A 20,814-nucleotide genomic window follows, 5' to 3' on the forward strand; every position below is an offset into this window, starting at 1 on the left:
AACTACATGTCTGAACAGGCAGCATAGGTGCTTTTTTCTAATTCTCCCCCTCGTGGGTTTATTTCAGCCTGTAGATGATACCTACATTCTCAAACAATTAGGAAAGCAAGCATTCAAAAATGATTTAAACGGATAGGTTTATTCTTTCCTGCCTCTTATTAAAACAAAAGATTCGCAAAAGAATGGATTGGGTACAATATGAACAGAACTGTAAAGTGTAGTATAAATTGCCCAAAGAAATATTTTGAAGCATCAGGAGGAAGTTTATATGATTAATGAAAAAGTGGCTTTGTTATTAGAAGATAAAATTAACGTTATTAAAAGTGGTGAAAAATCCATTTATTTAGTAGGCCCTATCAAATTACCCGTTAACTTAGAGGGCGAGACAACCATATTCCAATGGTATTGCTGGTTACGTTGTGAGAATATGGCAGGTCATTTTTGTGATGACGGCTCTTATAATACGGAAAAGATCATTGAAACTTTGGCCTCTTCCAATTTAGCGGAAATGCAGCAATCCAGTGTGTTACTGTATGGAGATTTTCAACATTCTGCCGATGCCCTTATCCGTATGCATAGTATTTGCCATACTGGCGATATTTTTGGCAGTAAACGTTGTGATTGTGGCTTTCAATTAAAACAGGCTATGAAAATGATTGCGGCTCAAGGAACCGGTGCTTTATTTTATTTAGCGAATCACGAAGGAAGAGGCATCGGCTTATTTAGTAAAGCCATGGCTTATGTTCTGCAAGAAAATGGATTGGATACGGTGGAAGCGAATTTAGAGCTCGGGTTTGTTGATGATGCTCGTAACTATGATGACGCCATTCGAGTGTTAAAAAAACTGCGGTCCAATCCAGTGACTCTTATCACAAACAATCCGAGAAAACTAGAAGCCCTTCAAAAGTCAGGTGCCAATGTTGCAGGGCGAGTTCCGTTATGGGGAGATATCTCAGAGTTTAATGAAAAATATTTAGAAACTAAAGTGGCTCGTTCCGGTCATTTAACAGATGAAATCTAAATGAGTAACTGATGTTTATATGAAATTGACTGTACCAATGAAAGCCAAAAGCGTTCCAAATCCCTTTGAATGTTTACCGAAATGTTAGAATCGGAGCGCTTTAATCCGAGGAGCCACACGATAAAATGTTTCCTGGGATATATATACATTAACAATTGATCCAAAACTTCTTTTGATAAGCGTTTCCCCCAGTAACAATATGTGAAATCGGATGATGCAACATAATGGACAAGGTCAAGGACATCTAGCATTTCTCGGCTATTGGCTATCACTTCCCTAAGTTTGCCAGAACCCGAATCAATTTTCCTTTTTGGTTGCAAACCGGCTTGGCTGTAACCAAAGTATATACTCCAGTTTTTTTTAGTACTGAACGTTTGAATATTTTGTAGAACTCAAAAAGGAAATAAATAGTTATACGACATACTATAACAATTTCAGATATCATTGGAACATAAAAGGATGCATGTAGAATACAGAAATCATCTTCTTCAAGTGACTAACCTTTTTTATAATGTCCTTTACAAAGGGTACAGTTTAATAACTAGCTAACCTTATAATACGAAATATAAACCCTCTTGCTTGGCAATGGTACAAGTATTCCTCCAAAACATCCTATAACAACACAAAAAAACCCCTCTCTCTGGTTTTGTTTCCATCAGAGAAAGAGGCTTCGGATTAGTCTGATAAAAGATAAAGCAAAAACAATAGACATTTATGATGAAAGTTCACTCTATAAGGTAGTTTATGATTTGCTTATCTTATAATTGCTATCAATCAATTGATAAACCCTAAAGTTAAAGGTTTATTTTGTTTGTTGTTTATTCATGGCGCTCATCATTTGATTAATTTTCTTTTGGGATGGTTTCATACCCATTTGCATCATCATCATTTTCAACATTTGTTCGTTAATTGGCGGATTTTTCTTTAAGTAATCCATCATGTATTTACGAGCGATGAAAAATCCCAGCACTACTCCAGCAATCAATGCCAGTACGCCAACTAGAATGTTAACCCACATACTATTTCCTCCTTCATGTTGTCTAACATCAGTGTACTAGACCAAAGGTTATTATACAATACCCGCTACTGAAAAGTCCCCCATTTAGACAAATTTTCTTTCTTTTATCGGTTTTAACCAACCATATTTTTCGTGTTCAAAATCAATGGCCAGAAAACTCGCTTCGTATTTTCGAATACATTCAAAGAACGCTGTCTCTGCTTCATAGTCTCCGTCAGCTTTAAGTGTAATAGAATCATCATGTATGATCAATACGGCTTTGCTCGATCCACTCGTTTTTTCTAGATAGTATTTTCCATTCTGAGACCAAAAATTCATCTTTTTTTGCAAACGCTGTTCAATGGCTACCTGCAATTGGATAATAGGGACAGTCTTGGTGACAAATTCGATTTGTTTTTGCAAAATACTCTTCAGTCTGCCCCTTGCTTGAATATACTCCAAAAACAAATTGAAAAATAGCTTTTCTCTTCCATAATAATGATGGGCAAATTCATCTTCGATTAAAAAAATTTGATAGGTTCTCATTAGCCAATGCCTCCTAGCATTCCTATTTTGGAAACCAGAACATTTTTATTTTTCGATAACCCGCCATTATTATTTTCTATTTATAATGGCTACTCCCCTTTAATTGACATATTTAAACGAAAATTATTTATTCTCATTATATATTGACAAACCAACAAGATATGTTGTTTGCTGGAGAAATTTTTTTCTTTTTTTGTCGAATAGAAGATTTACCGTAAATTATGGGCACTTTCAACATGCTTTAAGAAGATTCGATGAAAAAACTGACACCAAACTAGTTTGGTGTCAGTTCCGAATTTTATTTAAGCATTTCTTTTACACGAGCAACTACATTTTCTACAGTGAATCCAAACTCTTGCATGATCTTACCACCTGGTGCAGAGGCACCGAAATGATTGATTGCCAAGATTTCGCCTTCATCTCCAGTATAACGATCCCAACCAAACGGTGAAGCCACTTCGATAGCCAGACGTTTTTTTACAGCTGGGTTGATTACACTTTGTTTATATTCTTTAGATTGAGTTTCAAAACGATCCCATGATGGCATGCTGATAACAGAAACTTCAATTCCTTCTGTTGCTAATGCTTTCTGTGCTTCTACAGCTAGGTTTACTTCAGAGCCAGTCGCAAGAAGTAATGCATCCGCTTCATCTTTATTAGAAGCAGAAATAATATAAGCCCCTTTTGAAACACCTTCATAAGCAGTTTCAGAAGTGTTTTTTATTGTTGGCAATCCTTGACGTGTTAGAACAAGGGCAGTCGGTTTATTAGTGGACTCCATCGCCACTTTCCAAGCTGCTGCTGTTTCATTACCATCAGCCGGGCGGATTACCCCAAGGTTCGGCATTGCCCTTAATGAAGCTAATTGTTCAATAGGTTCATGTGTCGGTCCGTCTTCCCCTACAGCAATACTGTCATGAGTAAATACATACGTAACAGGAAGACCCATCAACGCTGCCATACGTATAGCCGGGCGTAAATAATCAGAGAATACGAAGAAAGTTCCGCCATACACTTTTAAACCACCATGAAGGGTCATCCCATTCAAAGCTGCTCCCATAGCGAATTCACGAACACCGAACCAAATGTTACGTCCACTATAATTACCCGGTAATAGATCTGACTCACCCTTAATGGCTGTATTATTAGATCCGGCTAAATCGGCAGAACCACCAATAAAGCTAGGAACCTTCTTGGCAATCGCATTTAGGACTTCTCCACTTGAAGCTCGGGAAGCTAATGTTTTTCCTTCTTCGTAGACCGGAATTTCCTTATCCCACTCAAACGGTAGTTCACCTTTTATAGCCAGCTCCAATTGTTCAGCTAACTCAGGATATGCTTCTTTGTAATTTTTAAACAGTTCGTTCCAAGCCTCTTCTTTTTTGCTGCCTGCTTCGACGCATGCTTCATTAAAGTGGGAGTACACTTCTTCAGGAACATAGAAATCCTCTTCAAATGTCCATTTGTATGCTTCCTTAGTCAGTTTCAACTCATCTGCACCAAGCGGCGCACCGTGAACAGCAGACTTACCAGAACGGTTTGGTGAACCATAACCGATTACAGTTTTCACTTCTATTAATGTTGGGCGGGCATCGTCAGTCTTTGCCTCTTCAATTGCTTTCGCAATTTCCTGAAGATCGTTTCCATCTTCTACGCGAAGATATTGCCAGCCATACGATTTGAAACGGTTAGCTACACTTTCACTAAATGATTGGCTTAAATCGCCGTCAAGTGAAATATCATTTGAATCATATAAAACAACAAGTCTTCCAAGCTGAAGATGTCCAGCTAATGAAGCAGCTTCTGCAGATACGCCTTCCATTAAATCTCCATCTCCACAAATGCTATATGTATAATGATCAACCACATTATAAGAATCACGGTTGTAACTTTCAGCCAAGTGACGTTCGGCCAACGCCATCCCCACTGCCATTGCAATCCCTTGCCCTAATGGTCCTGTAGTCGCATCAACTCCAGCTGTATGGCCGAACTCTGGATGTCCAGGAGTTTTACTACCCCATTGGCGGAAATTCTTCAAATCGTCGATGGATAAGCCATACCCTGACAAATGAAGAAGGCTGTATAACAGCATAGATCCATGACCAGCTGAAAGAACAAAACGGTCTCTATTAAACCAATCTGGATTTTTAGGGTTATGATTCATATATTCAGTCCAAAGTTTATACGCCATCGGGGCTGCACCCATTGGCATTCCCGGATGACCAGAATTAGCCTTTTCAATTGCATCAATCGATAATGTACGAATCGTATTGATAGAAAGTGCATCTAATTTATCTAACATATTGTAAAACATCCCTTCCTGTAATGTACCTCTTTATATTATAGTGACCTGCTTAATATCACAACTAAAATCACTAAAACCTTCCCTAATATTTCAATTTTCTAGTAACTAGAGAAGTCCCATATTTAGGTTAAGCTAAAAAGGAGAATACATACATAAATGCATTCTCCTTTTAATTCTTAAGACCAGAAAGAAGGGCAGCCGATTAAAAGTTCCATCAGATAGCCCCATTCATTAATGTAAGTTTCTTTTTTCCTTAATATTTTTTATCTTTTGAGGCGTGACGTCATTACCTTCCGGATCAATAACTTTCACATGTTCTAGCGTATTGGACATAGACTGTCTGAATGTTTCCAAGTACTCACTTCTCAATTGGGTTTGCTCTTTAGCCTCAACTTCTGTTAAGCCTTCTGCCTTAGCCTTTTTAGAAAGTTCATTAATACGGGCTAGTTTTTCTTTTGATAGCATAATTTCGCTCCTTCTAATGTACGGATATTGTCATGGTATTAAAAAAGAAGAGAAATTACAAGTTCTATGATTGACTTTCAGGTGTATTCTGTTGATATTCTAGAAAGCGCCTGTGAACTGTAGCTTTAGATACATTATAACCAAAACCCCTTAACGTGGCTGCGATTTCTGCAAACGTCAATCCATTTATCCGAAGTTTAACAATTTCTTCAATAGGTATCTCCTTACGGTCTCTTCCAGTAGCATTCCTTTGATTTTGAAGGTTTTTTTGGGGGCGGTATCCCTTTTCCACTGCTCGTAACATCCCGCGTTTAATTTTTAAATTATGTAGTTTCCTTTGATATTCTTCCACAATTCCGACTATTTGGATAACCATGGCATCTGAATCCGATAGCTCCAGTTCCCCGTCATGGGAAAGTGTATAGATTTTAACGCCTTCTTTAAGAACGACATGAAACAAAGCAATTTTTGCATTTCCTCTTCCTAGTCTCGTTTCGTCTTGAATTAATAGAACTTCAGCCTCTTGAGTTTTAAATAGATCAAGCATATCAAAAATACCGTCACGGTTTAATTCGTAACCGCTTGCTTGCTCTTTTATAATAGAGACTACTTCCATATCCATTTTCTCTGCCAATTTGACTAATTCATCTTCCTGCCTTGCTAACGATGTTTCCTGCGACTCTTTTTCCGTACTTACTCTACAATAGATTACTGCTTTCATAATACCCTACCTTTACTACTTACTGCTGACTGGCCAAATTCTGAACAAGTTTCTCACTTTTAACCGGAATGACAATGACTTGGCCAGGTTTAATTGAATCTGCCCTGACTTCGTTGTGCTCTTCTATCCAACCAATGAATTCTTTTTTTGTCAAATCAGCTTCTTCATATTTTTCGGCAATCTCCCATAAGGTATCACCTTCATTTACTTCTATTGAAAGAAAATTATTATTTTGATTTTTGTCTAATGTGCAGGAGAATAAAATTGAAAAGATAAATACTGATCCCGCTAATAGAATCGTATAAATATAATTTTTGTACAACTTTTTCATAGATATCCCTCCAAGGCGAATGTTCGTTCGTATCTTATAACCAGATTATAGTACGAACGTTTGTTTCAGTCAACAACAAAATTCGAACTTATGTTTGTATAGAAATAGGGGCCATGCTATAATAAAGCAAAGAACTTTGGAGAAGAGGTGCACATATGACTAAACTATCAAAACGGCAGCAAGATATTCTTGATTTCATTAAAGAAGAGGTTCGCCAAAAAGGGTATCCACCTTCCGTAAGAGAGATTGGCGAAGCAGTGGGACTTGCATCAAGTTCAACGGTACATGGACATTTATCTCGTCTGGAAAGTAAAGGACTGATCAGACGTGATCCTACTAAGCCGAGGGCCATTGAAATCTTAAACATAGAGGAAGCCAGCACTATACCTAAGACTAATGTCGTTAACGTACCGTTGCTTGGAAAAGTAACCGCAGGCATGCCGATAACCGCCATTGAGAACATAGAAGAATACTTCCCGCTTCCCGAAAGTATGGTTCCGCATGATGATCATGTATTCATGCTCGAAATCATGGGAGAAAGTATGATTGAAGCAGGAATTCATGATGGAGATTATGTCATCGTGAAACAACAAAGCAGTGCCAATAATGGAGATATCGTAGTAGCCATGACTGAAGATGATGAAGCCACGGTAAAACGATTCTTTAAGGAACCGGATTACATACGGCTTCAGCCTGAAAATTCAAATATGGAACCAATTATTTTAAGAGATGTCACGATACTTGGAAAAGTAATAGGCTTGTATAGACAAATACACTAAAAGCGCTAACTGCGCTTTTTTTTGTTTGTCTAATTTATGTCCCATATTCCTTCAATATGCATATGGAAGACTATGTTTTCGTAAATTTTCATTTTTTAGTAGAAATCTTTTATAGGAGTATTTACCTTTTCTTTTTGACATATAATGGCACGAGAATTTTTGACCCTATCTAAAAGGAGATATGACGGTGAAAAAGGGTGGTTAAGGACACTATTGATCCTTTTGAAGGTGAACTAGCCGTTGTAAACGGGGAAACGGAAGACTCTCCAAGAAACTTACTTCCGAAACATGCTCAAATCGTAGACGTTTTGATTTTTTGAATGCAATAAATTTTTAAAAAAAATAGATGGTTTAATAGAAGCTTTGGGAAGATTTACATCCTATTAACAAAAGCCTATTGCGATTATCAAGAACTAGATCGTAAAAATTAAGGGCGAAACATATTAGTCAATATAATATGTTTCGCCCTTATACTTCTTGTTCAACAAATACGCCCTATATTTAAGAAACATGACTTACGTTATTAACAATATAGTATTACTGTTCAATGCCTATTTATTTAATTAGAAGATCGTTTAATTGTATGAAAACGAAGAAGATGCTTTTACTGCATTACTAAAATTGCACAAATATCTATATCCTTAGGTTTCAATTGTAAAATTAAATAAGGTTCCGGCCGAATTTGAATGTACAGTATATTTTATGTTGAGAACCTTAGCAAGGTCTTCGATTACTTTTAATCCGAGTCCCTTATGTTCTTCTCTACAATCAAAACCTTTTCCATTATCTCTTATAGAAATAACACCCTGATGAATGATGACCTCAAGTTTATCAGCGTTTGAATGTTTTAGCGTGTTTTGGAAGACGTTATCAAATAATCTTTGTAGCCATAGATCATGGCTCATCCATACTAAATCTTCATCTAAGGGACGAAAGGATAATTCAATATCATTAATACTATACAAGTAAGCCCACTTTCTCACCATTCCTTTTAACAAATTATTGATATTTACTTCACTTCTCATAATATAAGATGTATCTAATGAGTCGACAGATTCCATATGAACTTCATCTGTTAAATCAGCTATATATTGTATTTGTTGATATAGAGATTCTAGTGCAAGAGTTGGATGTTCACCTTCTAAATAGAATAACTGTAATCGAATGGCTGTTAATGGGGTATTAATATCATGCCTTAATTTATTCAAATATTCCCTTTGTAGACCCTCTTGTTGTTTCATTTCTATTTCCCTGTACGTAGTTCTCTCAATTAATAAATTTACAGAGTGGATAAGTTCCCCAATTTCGTCATCACTTTTAATGTCTATTTTTTCAGGAATGTTTTCATTACTAGCTAAATTCTTGATGGTTTTATTCAGTAAGGTTATCTTATTTAATAATGAATGAATAGATCTAGAAAATAGAAAGGCTAATAAGAGAAAAGATAGGAAAAATAATACATACATAGTTGGATAAGCGAAAGATTCATGAAAGGGAACATTCTGATTCTTAGTGGCAGAGGCAATCTTGTATATTCCTAACGCAATAAAGTTCATGATCAGTAATGATAACGGAACACTGATTATTACTAATGTTAATAATAATTGGTATTTTTTCTTTAGCTTCATTTTTTTATGTAGGTATTCATTCTGTACCCTTCTCCATATATATTTTGAATGATCTCACCTTTATCATCCTTAATTTTTGCTCTGATTTTTTTTATATGGACATTAATGATATTTGGGTTTCTATCTTCAAGCTGCCATAAATAATTGTAGAAATGATCTTTGCTTAAGATTCTATCCCGATTATCATACAAGTAAAAAAATAGTTTACGTTCAATAGCAGTGAAAGCTGCTTCATGATGAGCATTTTGAATATAGACCCGTTTCGTATCTGCATTAATGTATACATGCTTGATTTGTGTGAAAGTACCATAATTATTCTCTAACAGCTTCTGTACTCTTAGTAATAGCTCACGCGGGTCATAAGGTTTGATCAAGTAATCTTCTCCAATGGTTAAACCTTGTAGTTTGCTATCGATATCATTTCGAGCAGACAAAAAAATAACGGGTATGCTTAATCCTAAACCCTTTATTTTCTTAGTAATTTGATAGCCATCTTCACCAGGTAGCATCACATCCATTACGACCATATCTATTTCATTTATTTCGTCAAATACTCCACTGCTGCTGGTTTTCCAGCAGACATTATATTCCTCTCTTTCTAAAATTTTTTTTAATATATCTCCAATCATAAGATCATCTTCAACAATAAGAATGTTATATCCTTTCATTTAAAAACCTTCCGTCTAAAATTAATTTTATCTTTTTTCTATTTTATTGATAAACCCCATGGTAAGCTGGTGTATCTTTTCTGGTGCATAAAGATAAAGAGAGTGTTTCCCATTGATTTTCACTACTTTCGATATGGTGACCTGTTCTGCGAATGCTTTATAGTTTTTGTTCTTCTGTATGGTATATTCCGAGTCTTTATTTTGATCTGTATAAGCAGATAAAAATAGAATAGGCGTATTCTTTGGAAGTTGTAGTTCAGTCGATTTTTCGAATTTTGATAACTTTGTAAGATTTCCTTTTTCATATCTTCATTAAATGCTTTTCTATAAGATATAGCCTTAAAAATTTCTTTTTCTTCTACAGATAAAAACGTTTGTTTTATTACTTCAGGATCATACGTTGCACTCGGAAATAACCTGTGAACACCTATTCCCGTAAGTAGATTCCTTCCTCTTATCATCAAGGAGTCAGCAAGGTTCATTTTATGTGTAACGTAATCTTGGGGCAAGCCAATATCTAGACCGATGATACCTTTGATCTCGTCCGGGTATTTTTGGGCCCAGTAGATAGCTTCTATACCCGAAATAGAGTGAGGCATTAGTATGTAGGGCGGTTTATTCCCACTCTCAACTAAGGCTTCTCTAGTTTGCTTTAAAATGGTATCTATATCTCTTCTGTCGTGAAAAACGTCACTATACCCATAACCAGCCCTTTCCACCACAGCCACTTTATTTTCTTTAGAAAATTTACTATAAAGTCCTTTCATTTCATACACGGGCGAAGCTATACCTGCCCCTGGCATAAACACAAATGTTTCTTTTCCTTCCCCTTCTTCATATACATTGATGTTTTTGTTTTTAATATCGACTAATGTTCCTTTACTTTTTATTAATTCTGATTCCTGATTCAATTGATAATGATGGTAAGTAAAAATTGCTACTCCTATTAACAATGTCGAAACGAAAATGATTACAAGTATTCTCTTAAAGATTCTAAATGCTCTTTTCATAAAAAAATCTCCTTTCAAGTTATATTGAAAGGATAAAATAGAAAAATAAATTTCTAATGAATTTTTCACAAAACTTTTCCTCATACACGCTATGCTTCCATTAAACTCTCAATTGTCCACTAACAATTATTTCAAATTCCTCTAATTTTCACAAGGAGTTCCTCCATTAACATGCCCGTTAGTCATCCATGCAGCACAAAATCAGTGCTGCACCACAGAGAATGAAATTGGTTAGGCAGTGTCAATACTGATACTGACCTTAATCCAGTCAACCCTAATCCATAGACTAATTAATTAACGCTCTCCTCTTTTTTTTAACGATTGAGCAGGGTCTTCTTATGTATTGTCATTTTTCCATTCTTAAAGAAACTTATTTTCATGGTAGTTGAAAAGAAGACAAACAGGAAAGGCGATTTTCTCCAATTGATACTTAATCTTTTTATATACCTCTGCGTAAGCTACTTTCATTGGTCCCTAAGTTGCTTGTTAATCATCTTCTAACTTTTATCTTACGTTAAAGTGATTCAATAAGGGCATCCTTGCTGCTCTCATTCATTTCTCATTAAACTTGTTTTGGTGTAGATGCTTGTGATTGTTGCTGCTTTTATACTTCAATCCGTTCACGATTAACTACATTGTTGTACAGAGTTGCTTTCGTTACACGAGACGCTGTTAATAAAATAAAATCCCTTTCTCATGGATCTCTTATATAGTAGACATTTAATATTAGGGATAAATAGTATGCAGAGAAATTATGGTATGTAAAAAAATAGTGGATAGTCTATGTCATATTGAACATAGTATCCACTATTTTTTTTGATTCAAAGTTTTTTTATTTGAACTATGAAAAACCCTCAAACCATTCATATCGGGAGCCTTTAAATATTCCACTTTATTTGTCTAAATACTGAAGGTATAAATACATTAAAGATGGTAAAAATTAATTCAATGAACCTTCCTTTACTTCTTCTGAAAGTGGTGTTATTATTTGGATTTTCCAACCATCCATACGAATTTTTGGGATGCAGTAATAGCCATTCCAACTATCATAATCTTGACTCAAATTTTGAAGGTCATGTTTCATATTCCTTCAAAATTCGTACCTACAATTGCTATAGTTCTAGGGTTAATCATTTCCATTTTCATCAGCCATCGTCATCACATTGTTGCAGGCATTTTCATGGGCTGGTTCTATGGTTACGCAAGCATAGGCAATTATGCTGCACTCAAAACTGCCATTTTGTCATATAGAGCGTCTAATCCAAATAAGGATTAAGAATACAGCGGGTTGGGCGCTTAGAAGCAGATGTAAAAATTCTCACTACCCCTTTCTCCTCTCGAATTCAAGTTGGTGCCTGTTAGGTTACCCCATGCAGTATCCATAACACTATATAGATTTATAGTCAGACTACATTTTTTGCTTCTGCATATCGCTCCTCTCAATAAAGAGATGGCTATTTCCTAATTCATCATTACTATTTTTCAATATAGACTGAGCGAATCAAAGTACGAGTTCTTTCAGTTCCATCTATATTTTTTTCTTTTACATCAATCGTTATATTATAAACACCTGATTTAGGCACTTCTGGAAAGGCACCAGAAAAATTCTCTGTATCAATTTCCTTTATTGAGCTATTTTTGGCAATTTCATTTCCATTTTCATCAATAAGATGAACAGTAAAGGTGGTGCTAGTAGACTTATCTTTAACTTTCATCGGAGTCTTTATTAAGAATTTTGCATCCTTTTGTTTTACTTTCCCGGACATACTTAATGTAATGGGATCCTTTTCATTAAATTGTGCTGTAAATAGGAATGCATCTTTTGGTGACATTGTCTTCATTCGTACCTTCCAGTTTCCAACTTCAAGGTTATTTCTTTTAAATGTTTGGATAGTTGCACCAGAAAATAAGGAAGATTCATTCTCAGCAGAGTTTACTTGTATGGAAGGTAAATATGTTTGATTAGATGGAGAAATTAATTCTACTGCTACATCATCTGAGGCTGTGTATATAGTTACATTACCTGAGGTTGTTTCATTAACATTGAAGGTTTGTTCGATCCAAGCATTTTGTTGCAAGATTCCTCCATGAACAGTTTGAGAAATATCAGTTTTGATAACCTCATCTTGAACTTGTTGAGTCGACTTGGTATTTAAACTTGGAACTCCAGCAATTGAATCGCTTCTTAAATATGGTTCAATTCTAGAAAAGACAGCAGAACCTATGCGTATGTTGTCGTGGTCTAAGTTTGGATCAGTAAATAAATGGGAAGCATAAGGTAATTTCGCACTCCATACATTTACTAGACCATCATTATCTCCATATGAAGATAAATATTGTCCTCCCATTGATAAAGCGGAAAGAGCTGGACCTCTATTCATTCCTGTAGCGGTGTAATACTTATTTTTTCGAGAGTTTACATGGTTATCTGTGACAGAACGAAATTCTGCCATTTTTCCAACTTGCAAAGAATATGTTCCATCATCTTTTTGACCAAGCAGTGAACCAAGCCACCCCGCATACCAGCTATATGCTAAATCAGCTAAGTTAGAACCATGATGAGGAGAAGCCAGAGTGATAACCCTTCCAACATAAAGATGTGCTCCATAGTGAACAAGGGCTGCTTGAGTGTCTGGTCCTCCCTTACTATGAGCTATTATATTAACTTTTTTTCCGCCAAAATGGTTACTGATTTCAGCAAGTTTTGATGCTAATAGCCTACCATTCGTATATTGGCTTACTGAACCATTTCCAGCCGCATCATAGAGCTGAACAAATACAGTTTGGTAACCCGCTTCATATGCTTTTGTATACATATCATTGACACCATGATATTCCGTTTCTCCGTACCAGCTAGTTGAACTACCATTTTTCCCTTGAACAAATACGATCGGTGGTTTATTTACATCTAGATTAGGAGGGATATCTCCTAGAAACCAATCTCCTGGTGTAAAAGTTTCAGATGGCGGCTTTAATTTCCCTGCCGAGGTAATGTCTGGCTTAACCATAACTAATATTGTTGAGATGAGAACAAGAAAAGCAACATATTTAATAATATTTGTTTTCAATTATTATCTCCTCCAAATTATTTTTTGAATTTTCCGAATATCCAAAACCTCCTTTTGCCAGATTACAAGCTTTATTAAGTGTATATTTGTGCTCTAGCAATCTATCACCTGCATTCTTTCTAAAAATGAGTGAAAAAAACTAGAGATATTTCAACAAGATAGAGATAAAGTATGACTAGTATATCTTTATACTACCTATAAAAATAGGTCCATCTCATACAAGAAGAACTCTCATAAATATGAAAAACTACAATTTTTATCTAATTATTCGTCCGCTCACTTTCTCCCCTACTTAAATCTCGTAAGATCTGTAGCAGGTGCACTTCGGCCATTTTTGGTGCAAAAAAGGTTTACAACATTTTTATCGGGATTAGGATTGGAAAACAAAAAGCCAAATTTCTAAAATGTCGACTCATTCAATTAAACACTTAACATTAATCAGCTATAAAGGTAAAGGTCTGCATAGTTTTTAATTCGTTGTTACTAATAGTCGCTTCTAATAAATTCATTTCCGATATGATAAGTGTATTTAATCTTACTTTTGTTACATTTTATAGTATTAATCACTACAACCCCATAATAAAAAAGCCAACAATGTTTTTGCTGACTTTAATTTTTCAAATTAAACTTATCAATGCTCTAGTTTAATGAAAGCAAATTATCCCTCATGTATCATCTTATCATCCATATAAGTGAAGAAATGTACCCCTTCTTTTTCCAATAAAACTGGCAGGTAGTGAGGTATTTTCTCTGGAATACCAAGGTTATGAGGGTCGAGTATCCAGTCAATTGACTTCCAATCTAAAATACCTTCTCGCATTTTCTTAGGTGTCTCATATACATGACTGCTATCTAACTCACCTAAAAAAACATGAATCCCATCGATTACACCCTCTGATGTTTCCCATGTTATTGTACCTTGTGAGAAAAAATTTTCTAAGTGTATACCAGTTTCTTCCTCTACTTCACGCAGAGCAGCTTCCTCTGGTGATTCTCCTCTTTCAATTTTCCCACCCACACCGTTCCAAACTCCCATAATTGGCGCTTTTTCTCTATTAAGCATGAGCAATCTACTTCCTTGCTTAATAAAACAAACTGTATATTTGAACTTCCTCATAATCCAACACCTCTAATAGAATTTATTACTTTAAATTATTAATTAGATTATTCTTAAATCCAACTGCATTATTAGCTTACTAACTTTTCTTTACGGCATCATCCCATTTTCGAACAAAAAAAGCCAGCAATAAATGGATTGACCTATATTGATTCTTATTTTGTTCATCTAGATAGATCGTATATATTTACCTATTTTCAGAATCAGATTTCTTCATAGAAAAAGCCATTTGTTTATACAAAGTCAAGAGTGGCGGCATTTCAAATCTACACTTCAAATATAGCACACAACCAATGAACGGAAGCAGAACAATAAGCAAGGACCTGTGTTAGGGATATAACATTTTCTACTTTTTTCAATTGTAACTTTTTTAAATAAATATATTTGCTGGACAGTTACAATTGCGACATCCGAATAGATCCAAAAGATTAAAATACCATTTATTACAGTACTGATTATAAAATTGAAATTACAGAATTAGTATTGATGATTAGACATGAAATTCAGGATGATTTGTCTTTCTATAATGAACAAGCCCTATCTCCTACAAAGGAAAGAGGGCCAAATATTTTATTAACATCCGTACTTGCAATTTCTTTGAATGCGCCACTGTCCAATTGCTCCTAGTCTTGGTGTACTAAATAATACAATTCATAGATTGTAATTGAATCCGTTATTTTATTAACTCATGATGCCTTCTACAAACAAATAGATTGTCATTCTGGTTTTTATCCAAGAATCCTTTTTTAAATTGCAGTTTTAAATAAAAAACAATAAACTTCACTTGGGTAACTATCTAGGTTTACTTTCAACACAACCTCACCTGTGGATGGGTCCATTACAATTGAATTACCCAATAAAATTCCGTGGCCATAATAATCAATACCTGCATGTTCTGGTTGCACATTAAAGTTAAGAAAGCCTATTTTAAAGTCTATAAAATTTTTGGATGTTTGATTTCTTTAGGCACTAAACTCTCCTCCTTTATACTCGTATATCACACCAACAACAGGTAAATTAATTTCTGTGATAAGCTCGTCCTTGCGATTAAACAATTTGAATATTCCATCGTGTAAGATAATGTCCGCAACAACTTCTCCACCAAATTCTCTACCAATCGAAATGGTATTTACAACCGCTCCTGAAATTACCTCAAAAGATTTAATTTCTCTTTCCACTTTATTCACCTTCCATCAATTATTTTCTCAAATCATCATACGTATGGATTTTCGAGAAAACTCTATTTTTAGTCTGGTTTTCCGGTGGCAGGTTCGGATGATTTTCAATATAGTAAATCCGCTCTTCTTCAGCAATTAATCAAAAGTTAACATCACTCATACTTAATTCCTTATAAACGACTATCAACTATATTGTTATACAAGTGTTTTATTTTCCTGACTGTTGCATAATCCATTCACCCAAAGATGTTTGAAGCAATGTTCATATCCCAAAGTATTCGCCTTTGTTCCATATAATTGAGTGGTTTTTTCTTTTCAAAAAGGGGAGCTCAATCACTTGTTGTTAAGCCAGATAGTAAACTAGCTTCCACTAACTACACTTAAAGTGTACATCAGGATCAAAAAAAATTATATCGTTAATCGAAAAACCAACACATTCTGCAAACAAAAAAGCCTTATCAATACGTAAAGGAATTTTATATTGCTCATAATCAATATAAGTTCTCTTGGCCATTCCCAACACTTTTGCCATTTCTTCTTGTGTTAAACCTTTATACTTTCTCGCCTGTTTAATTGTAAATTTAACATTTGTCACATCTTGTCACCTCCTGTCTAAAAAAAGAATATCACACTTGAAGTATAGTTAACAACAAATTGTTGTAAAATTCACACACTTTAAGTTTACTCATATTCACTCATAGTGTATATTCAAGATAGAGGTGAAGAAATATGCACATTGGTGAACGAATTAAAAAGTTAAGAAAAGAACGCAGAATGACCCAAGAAGATTTAGCAAAAATATTAAAAGTTGCTCCTACAGCAGTATCAGCTTGGGAATCGGGGCGAAACAAACCTTTAATGGATAAATTAAGCCTGATGTCTACTTGCTTTGATATACCGCTTTCCCACCTCATTGAAGGATCACCTACAGTTGAAGATGATCCTTCAATGGAATATTTAAACGAGAAGAACGTCAGATTAATTGGTGTTTACGGAAATATCCCTGCTGGTGAACCGAATTTTGCACGAGAGTATATAGAGGCCTATATGCCGACATTAAATTCTATGCTTAAAACAAACAAAGAATATTTTTATCTTAAGGTAAATGGCAACAGCATGAATAAAGAATTCAGCGACGGCTCACTTATCCTAGTTGAAAAAACAACCTATGTTGAAAGCGGTAAAATTGGTGTGGTCTTAGTAAATGGTCATGATGCTACAGTCAAAAAAGTGAACATTTTCGAAGAAAACATCACACTGATTCCATCCAGCACAGATCCATTTTATGAAGAAAAAACTTATAACATCAACAAAGATCGAGTTCGAATATTAGGCAAAGTAGTTCAAGCAATAAAAATATACGATTGATAATTTCTATCGTGACCAATTTAAAGATGGGCGAAGGTTCACCCTCTTTTAGATGTTTTTTCATTAAATTTATTTCTCTATAGAGGAAGCCCTGTACATTTTCGTCTATTCAACCAGGTTGCGCCGTTATTTACTTTTATGCAGCAATCCTTAAAAATAAAGTCAGGTTTTTCATTCTTTTTTATTTCGGCTATACTATCGTTCACAACCACTTATAGGATTCGTATAATTAGAGTATTATAATTCGCCTCTGTAGCTCTAGAAGGGAAGAGCGCCGGAAAACATTGTAGTCACCGGGTCGCAAGGTAAGGGTTTCAGAAGCACCGAAAAGCAAATAAGCTGAGGCAGGTGCAATTCCTGCCGGTGAAAATCCGTAGGGAAGCGTGTTCTCCCCTAACCTAAGCTTACGAAAGGAGTGCGGGTTCGAATCCCGTCAGAGGCTTTCACTTCCTATTGCACAAGTTGCCGTTGTTTCCATCTGTTGTATGGTTCTTCAATGAAGTTACTGCCACTGTTACAGGTGCAGGGAATTTAACAATTGCAGTTGAAGACTTCCGGACTGACACAGGAGCGCATGCTACTGCACTTCCGGCTTTAGCAACAGATAATAGTTACTTTAATGGATATGTTAATGGTGTACTACAGATGGATGATCTATTAACCTCTACTCCTGGAGGTGCAGGTGTAGGGCAATTAGTAATTACAGTTCCTGCTGGTTCAACTATTGAACAAAATTCATACCCACGAGCGATACAACTGTTATCACTTAATCCATTAAAGACATCTGAAGAATAAGGGGATAAACCTTCTCTTTCCCAAATTGTATGTATAGTTACCACTTACATTTGAGTTGTGTTTGTGTGTAACCTCATCATACTGAGAGGCTTTTTTTTTAGCAAAGTCAATATTTAACGTTCTACAGGAATGCTAATCTGCCCCGTTAGTTCTATAAATATCAAAAAATAGAAAGCTAGTGTAGGATTTGAAGAAAGTTCGATAAGTTATAAAAAATATTGATCAAATTAAATATAGTTTGATAAAAACAGCTAAAAATCTTCATAAGATAAGCAAACTGTTTTCATTTACCTATTAAAATAATAAGGAATAGATTTTTTACTCTTACTCGATGTACATAAAAAAGTGGTTATTTTATACGGAGATTGTATCGTTTCCCTTTGTCTATCTATACTTCATTTTTAACCCTTAATTTTTTAAAGTCTTAAAAAACAAAAATTGGGTTGGACAGATATTTACGGATTAAAGATTATTCATATATTCTATCGGGGTTTTCTTTGAAATAGATATTAGAGGAATTTATATCATGCCACTTTAGCAAGAAAGAGGCTTTAAAATAATTGGGAAGCTAGCTAATCCATACCGCTGCACCTAGGAAGGCATTAACGGCTTGATCTAAATCAGCATCAGGCATAATGAACATGTGGTTCATTTACCACCAAAAGTAGCGACTAGTTAATTATTTCGGCATCCCTCGTAGAACCCACAAAAGAAATAATTTCTATTTTAAAGAAGACATAGAAAAAAAAGAATATGAGGCCCATGCAGATTTACACAGCCCTTTTATTTTTCAGTATCAGAGCAGGCTAATGTTCAACCTGCTTGCATTTTTTTATGTTTTAACCTTCACCTTATTTGCTTTCTATTAACACTTGCCTCTTACTTCCATACTATCGGATGAAATTGGTCTTAGCCAGCTCCACAATATCATTGCCCTGGCCATTCAGCACAGCTTTAAGCATCCAAAGAGTGAATCCTTGTGCCTGTTCTAATTTGATACTAGGCGGAAGTGACAGCTCCTGACGGTTTACTACCACGTCAAGTACAACTGGGCCGTTATGTGAAAACGCTCGTTTTACCGCATTCTCAAGATCTGCCGGGTCTTCTACACGAATTCCTTCTATTCCCATCGCCTGGGCAACATCAGCGAAGTTTGGATTCTCAAGACCTGTCCCTGTTTCTAGGTAGCCTGCAGACTTCATCTCGAGTTCTACGAAACCTAGAGCATTGTTGTTAAATACAACTACTTTTACCGGTAATTTATGCTGCCGAAGCGTCAATAAATCACCCATTAACATTGAGAGTCCTCCATCTCCAGACAGTGCCACTACTTGAACTTCCGGTCTCGCAGCCTGGGCTCCAATTGCCTGAGGCAAAGCATTTGCCATCGTTCCGTGATTGAAAGATCCCAGAAGTCGTCTTTTTCCGTTCATTTCCAGGTATCGTGCAGCCCATAAAGTTGGTGTACCTACATCACATGTAAACACTGTGCTCTCACTGGCGAGATTGCTTATTACTTTAGTAAGAAATTGCGGATGAATCGGCATCCTTCCTGGCTTCCCTATTGCAAGTTTATCCAATCCCCTGCGAACATCCAGATAATTTGAAACAAATTTATCTAGATGATGAGTGTCATGTGTTTCACTTAAAAGAGTAAGAAGTGATTCAACTGTAAATTTAACGTCTCCACAAAGTCCAAAGGTTAATGCTGCTCGGCGGCCTAAATGTTCCGCTCGAATATCAACTTGTAAAATAATTGATTTTTTGGGTAAAAATTGCCTGTAAGGAAAGTCGGTACCAAGCATTAATAATACATCACAATCCATCATGGCATGATATCCGGATGAATATCCAATAAGACCTGTTAGTCCCACCAAATATGGATTATCATACTCAAGATGTTCTTTCCCTCTAAGTGCAATGACCATTGGCGATTTAAGTTTGTCACAAAGCTGCATCAACTGAGCGTGGGCTCCTTCACAACCTGCCCCGCACAATAATGTGATGCGTTTACCACTATTAAGATATTCTGACAGGCGTTTTAACTCTTCATCAGATGGCCGAACAACCGGCTGTGTTATGTGGATTACCTGTTCAGGAACACTTTCATTGTCAGCGAGTAAAGCAACATCTCCAGGAAGAACGAGGACAGAGACACCTTTTCGTGAAATGGAATGTTGTAGAGCCATCGTAACCATGCGGGGCATCTGTTCAGGTTTTGTCACAACCTCACAGAAATGACTGCACTCCTTGAATAAATGCTCAGGATTTGTTTGTTGGAAATAGTCTCCTCCAATTTCATTGCTTGGTATATGTGCCGCAATAGCCAGCACTGGTATTCGACTTCGATGACAATCGTAAAGTCCATTGATTAGGTGAAGATTCCCTGGGCCACTGCTTCCTGCACAAACTGCGATACTGTTACTTAATAATGCGTCAGAACCCGCAGCGAAAGCTGCAACCTCCTCATGTCTAACTGATATCCAATCAATCTTCCCCGAACGGCGAATGGAATCTAAAACAGCGTTCAGTGAGTCACCCACTATCCCGTAAATCCGTTTTACACCAGCGTTCAGCAAAGAATCAATCAGTAAATCTGCTATTGTTTGTTTCATCCTTTTCCTTTCCTCCTTAGTAAATATAAAAATCTTGTATTTTCATTACCCGCGTCTTAACAGAATAATAATACTTCTAATATTAATTTCAATTTATTAACATTATGGTTTCCTTTTTACTTATTAATATTCTGTTGATGTAACCTTTCACTGAGGCGGAGTTTCGACTTACCATTATTAAATCTAAATCGAAATAATGTAT

General features: G+C 35.7%; 19 protein-coding genes and 2 pseudogenes. 7 read left to right on the forward strand and 14 right to left on the reverse strand.

The annotated features are described in order from the left end of the window. The first annotated feature begins 268 nt into the window (after nt 1-268). Together ACQKMR_RS09800 and ACQKMR_RS09805 are read left to right on the forward strand one after the other, a co-directional pair. Nucleotides 269-1,021, forward strand: a complete 753-nt coding sequence (locus ACQKMR_RS09800; RefSeq protein WP_427697126.1) for a GTP cyclohydrolase II — start codon at nt 269-271, stop codon at nt 1,019-1,021. A gap of 382 nt (nt 1,022-1,403) precedes the next feature. After that, nucleotides 1,404-1,490: pseudogene (locus ACQKMR_RS09805) on the forward strand (IS3 family transposase); the annotation flags it as partial. 333 nt (nt 1,491-1,823) lie between these two features. Here ACQKMR_RS09805 and ACQKMR_RS09810 read toward each other — a convergent pair. The 6 genes from ACQKMR_RS09810 to yneA all read right to left on the reverse strand — a co-directional run bounded on the left by ACQKMR_RS09810 (nt 1,824) and on the right by yneA (nt 6,386). Next, nucleotides 1,824-2,039, reverse strand: a complete 216-nt coding sequence (locus tag ACQKMR_RS09810) for a YneF family protein (RefSeq protein ID WP_377393060.1) — start codon at nt 2,037-2,039, stop codon at nt 1,824-1,826. Between the two features lie 84 nt (nt 2,040-2,123). After that, the gene (gene sirA, locus ACQKMR_RS09815; protein WP_053345514.1) at nt 2,124-2,564 is read right to left on the reverse strand and encodes a sporulation inhibitor of replication protein SirA; all 441 of its coding nucleotides are present in this window, start codon (nt 2,562-2,564) and stop codon (nt 2,124-2,126) included. Nucleotides 2,565-2,862: 298 nt separating this feature from the next. Continuing rightward, the gene (tkt, locus tag ACQKMR_RS09820; RefSeq protein ID WP_427697127.1) at nt 2,863-4,866 is read right to left on the reverse strand and encodes a transketolase; all 2,004 of its coding nucleotides are present in this window, start codon (nt 4,864-4,866) and stop codon (nt 2,863-2,865) included. Between the two features lie 234 nt (nt 4,867-5,100). Then, nucleotides 5,101-5,334: a DUF896 domain-containing protein gene (locus tag ACQKMR_RS09825; protein WP_427697128.1), complete on the reverse strand. Its 234-nt coding sequence runs from the start codon at nt 5,332-5,334 to the stop codon at nt 5,101-5,103. A 64-nt stretch (nt 5,335-5,398) separates the two neighbouring features. Next, entirely contained in the window at nt 5,399-6,055 is a 657-nt protein-coding gene (locus ACQKMR_RS09830; RefSeq protein ID WP_427697129.1) for a YneB family resolvase-like protein, read from the reverse strand. Between the two features lie 19 nt (nt 6,056-6,074). Continuing rightward, complete coding sequence (gene yneA / locus ACQKMR_RS09835) at nt 6,075-6,386, reverse strand: cell division suppressor protein YneA (protein ID WP_427697130.1); 312 nt, start codon at nt 6,384-6,386, stop codon at nt 6,075-6,077. Between the two features lie 155 nt (nt 6,387-6,541). On the opposite strand from yneA, the gene lexA reads away from it, so the two are divergent. Then, entirely contained in the window at nt 6,542-7,165 is a 624-nt protein-coding gene (lexA, locus tag ACQKMR_RS09840) for a transcriptional repressor LexA (RefSeq protein ID WP_427697131.1), read from the forward strand. 197 nt (nt 7,166-7,362) lie between these two features. Next, a complete protein-coding gene (locus tag ACQKMR_RS09845; protein WP_427697132.1) occupies nt 7,363-7,485 on the forward strand; it encodes a hypothetical protein in 123 nt (40 codons plus the stop codon). Nucleotides 7,486-7,806: 321 nt separating this feature from the next. Here ACQKMR_RS09845 and ACQKMR_RS09850 read toward each other — a convergent pair whose 3' ends face one another. From ACQKMR_RS09850 to ACQKMR_RS09860, 3 genes and pseudogenes are all read right to left on the reverse strand, one after another. After that, nucleotides 7,807-8,793, reverse strand: a complete 987-nt coding sequence (locus tag ACQKMR_RS09850; protein WP_427697133.1) for an ATP-binding protein — start codon at nt 8,791-8,793, stop codon at nt 7,807-7,809. Further along, nucleotides 8,790-9,461, reverse strand: a complete 672-nt coding sequence (locus ACQKMR_RS09855) for a response regulator transcription factor (RefSeq protein WP_427697134.1) — start codon at nt 9,459-9,461, stop codon at nt 8,790-8,792. Before ACQKMR_RS09855 ends, ACQKMR_RS09850 begins: the two co-directional genes overlap by 4 nt. Before the next feature lie 27 nt (nt 9,462-9,488). Further along, nucleotides 9,489-10,471: pseudogene (locus ACQKMR_RS09860) on the reverse strand (alpha/beta fold hydrolase). Nucleotides 10,472-11,459: 988 nt separating this feature from the next. Here ACQKMR_RS09860 and ACQKMR_RS09865 point away from each other — a divergent pair. Further along, a complete protein-coding gene (locus ACQKMR_RS09865) occupies nt 11,460-11,747 on the forward strand; it encodes a hypothetical protein (RefSeq protein WP_427697135.1) in 288 nt (95 codons plus the stop codon). 199 nt (nt 11,748-11,946) lie between these two features. Here ACQKMR_RS09865 and ACQKMR_RS09870 read toward each other — a convergent pair whose 3' ends face one another. The 4 genes from ACQKMR_RS09870 to ACQKMR_RS09885 form a co-directional block, all read right to left on the reverse strand. Further along, nucleotides 11,947-13,479 carry an esterase/lipase family protein gene (locus ACQKMR_RS09870; protein ID WP_427697198.1) on the reverse strand — a complete coding sequence of 511 codons (1,533 nt, stop codon included), beginning with the start codon at nt 13,477-13,479 and terminating at the stop codon, nt 11,947-11,949. 718 nt (nt 13,480-14,197) lie between these two features. After that, the gene (locus ACQKMR_RS09875) at nt 14,198-14,656 is read right to left on the reverse strand and encodes an NUDIX hydrolase (protein ID WP_427697136.1); all 459 of its coding nucleotides are present in this window, start codon (nt 14,654-14,656) and stop codon (nt 14,198-14,200) included. Between the two features lie 962 nt (nt 14,657-15,618). Then, complete coding sequence (locus ACQKMR_RS09880) at nt 15,619-15,834, reverse strand: hypothetical protein (RefSeq protein ID WP_427697137.1); 216 nt, start codon at nt 15,832-15,834, stop codon at nt 15,619-15,621. Nucleotides 15,835-16,204: 370 nt separating this feature from the next. Further along, on the reverse strand, nt 16,205-16,429 hold the full coding sequence (locus ACQKMR_RS09885) for a helix-turn-helix transcriptional regulator (protein WP_427697138.1): 225 nt from the start codon (nt 16,427-16,429) through the stop codon (nt 16,205-16,207). Between the two features lie 134 nt (nt 16,430-16,563). On the opposite strand from ACQKMR_RS09885, the gene ACQKMR_RS09890 reads away from it, so the two are divergent. Together ACQKMR_RS09890 and ACQKMR_RS09895 are read left to right on the forward strand one after the other, a co-directional pair. Beyond that, nucleotides 16,564-17,202 carry a LexA family protein gene (locus ACQKMR_RS09890; protein WP_427697139.1) on the forward strand — a complete coding sequence of 213 codons (639 nt, stop codon included), beginning with the start codon at nt 16,564-16,566 and terminating at the stop codon, nt 17,200-17,202. Between the two features lie 453 nt (nt 17,203-17,655). Beyond that, nucleotides 17,656-17,997, forward strand: coding sequence for a DUF4183 domain-containing protein (locus tag ACQKMR_RS09895; RefSeq protein WP_427697140.1), 342 nt, complete (start codon nt 17,656-17,658; stop codon nt 17,995-17,997). A gap of 890 nt (nt 17,998-18,887) precedes the next feature. Here ACQKMR_RS09895 and poxB read toward each other — a convergent pair. Further along, complete coding sequence (poxB, locus tag ACQKMR_RS09900) at nt 18,888-20,612, reverse strand: ubiquinone-dependent pyruvate dehydrogenase (RefSeq protein WP_427697141.1); 1,725 nt, start codon at nt 20,610-20,612, stop codon at nt 18,888-18,890. Nucleotides 20,613-20,814: the final 202 nt, after the last annotated feature.

The organism is Peribacillus sp. NPDC096540 (assembly GCF_050278525.1).
In the GTDB taxonomy this organism is placed as follows: domain Bacteria; phylum Bacillota; class Bacilli; order Bacillales; family DSM-1321; genus Peribacillus.

Coding starts and splice junctions, on each gene's coding strand:
- lexA (WP_427697131.1), top strand. CDS start 6,542: ATGACTAAACTATCAAAACGGCAGCAAGATATTCTTGATTTCATTAAA.
- ACQKMR_RS09830 (WP_427697129.1), bottom strand. CDS start 6,055: ATGAAAGCAGTAATCTATTGTAGAGTAAGTACGGAAAAAGAGTCGCAG.
- ACQKMR_RS09850 (WP_427697133.1), bottom strand. CDS start 8,793: ATGAAGCTAAAGAAAAAATACCAATTATTATTAACATTAGTAATAATC.
- ACQKMR_RS09890 (WP_427697139.1), top strand. CDS start 16,564: ATGCACATTGGTGAACGAATTAAAAAGTTAAGAAAAGAACGCAGAATG.
- tkt (WP_427697127.1), bottom strand. CDS start 4,866: ATGTTAGATAAATTAGATGCACTTTCTATCAATACGATTCGTACATTA.
- poxB (WP_427697141.1), bottom strand. CDS start 20,612: ATGAAACAAACAATAGCAGATTTACTGATTGATTCTTTGCTGAACGCT.
- ACQKMR_RS09875 (WP_427697136.1), bottom strand. CDS start 14,656: ATGAGGAAGTTCAAATATACAGTTTGTTTTATTAAGCAAGGAAGTAGA.
- ACQKMR_RS09810 (WP_377393060.1), bottom strand. CDS start 2,039: ATGTGGGTTAACATTCTAGTTGGCGTACTGGCATTGATTGCTGGAGTA.
- yneA (WP_427697130.1), bottom strand. CDS start 6,386: ATGAAAAAGTTGTACAAAAATTATATTTATACGATTCTATTAGCGGGA.
- ACQKMR_RS09855 (WP_427697134.1), bottom strand. CDS start 9,461: ATGAAAGGATATAACATTCTTATTGTTGAAGATGATCTTATGATTGGA.
- ACQKMR_RS09825 (WP_427697128.1), bottom strand. CDS start 5,334: ATGCTATCAAAAGAAAAACTAGCCCGTATTAATGAACTTTCTAAAAAG.
- ACQKMR_RS09800 (WP_427697126.1), top strand. CDS start 269: ATGATTAATGAAAAAGTGGCTTTGTTATTAGAAGATAAAATTAACGTT.
- sirA (WP_053345514.1), bottom strand. CDS start 2,564: ATGAGAACCTATCAAATTTTTTTAATCGAAGATGAATTTGCCCATCAT.
- ACQKMR_RS09870 (WP_427697198.1), bottom strand. CDS start 13,479: ATGGTTAAGCCAGACATTACCTCGGCAGGGAAATTAAAGCCGCCATCT.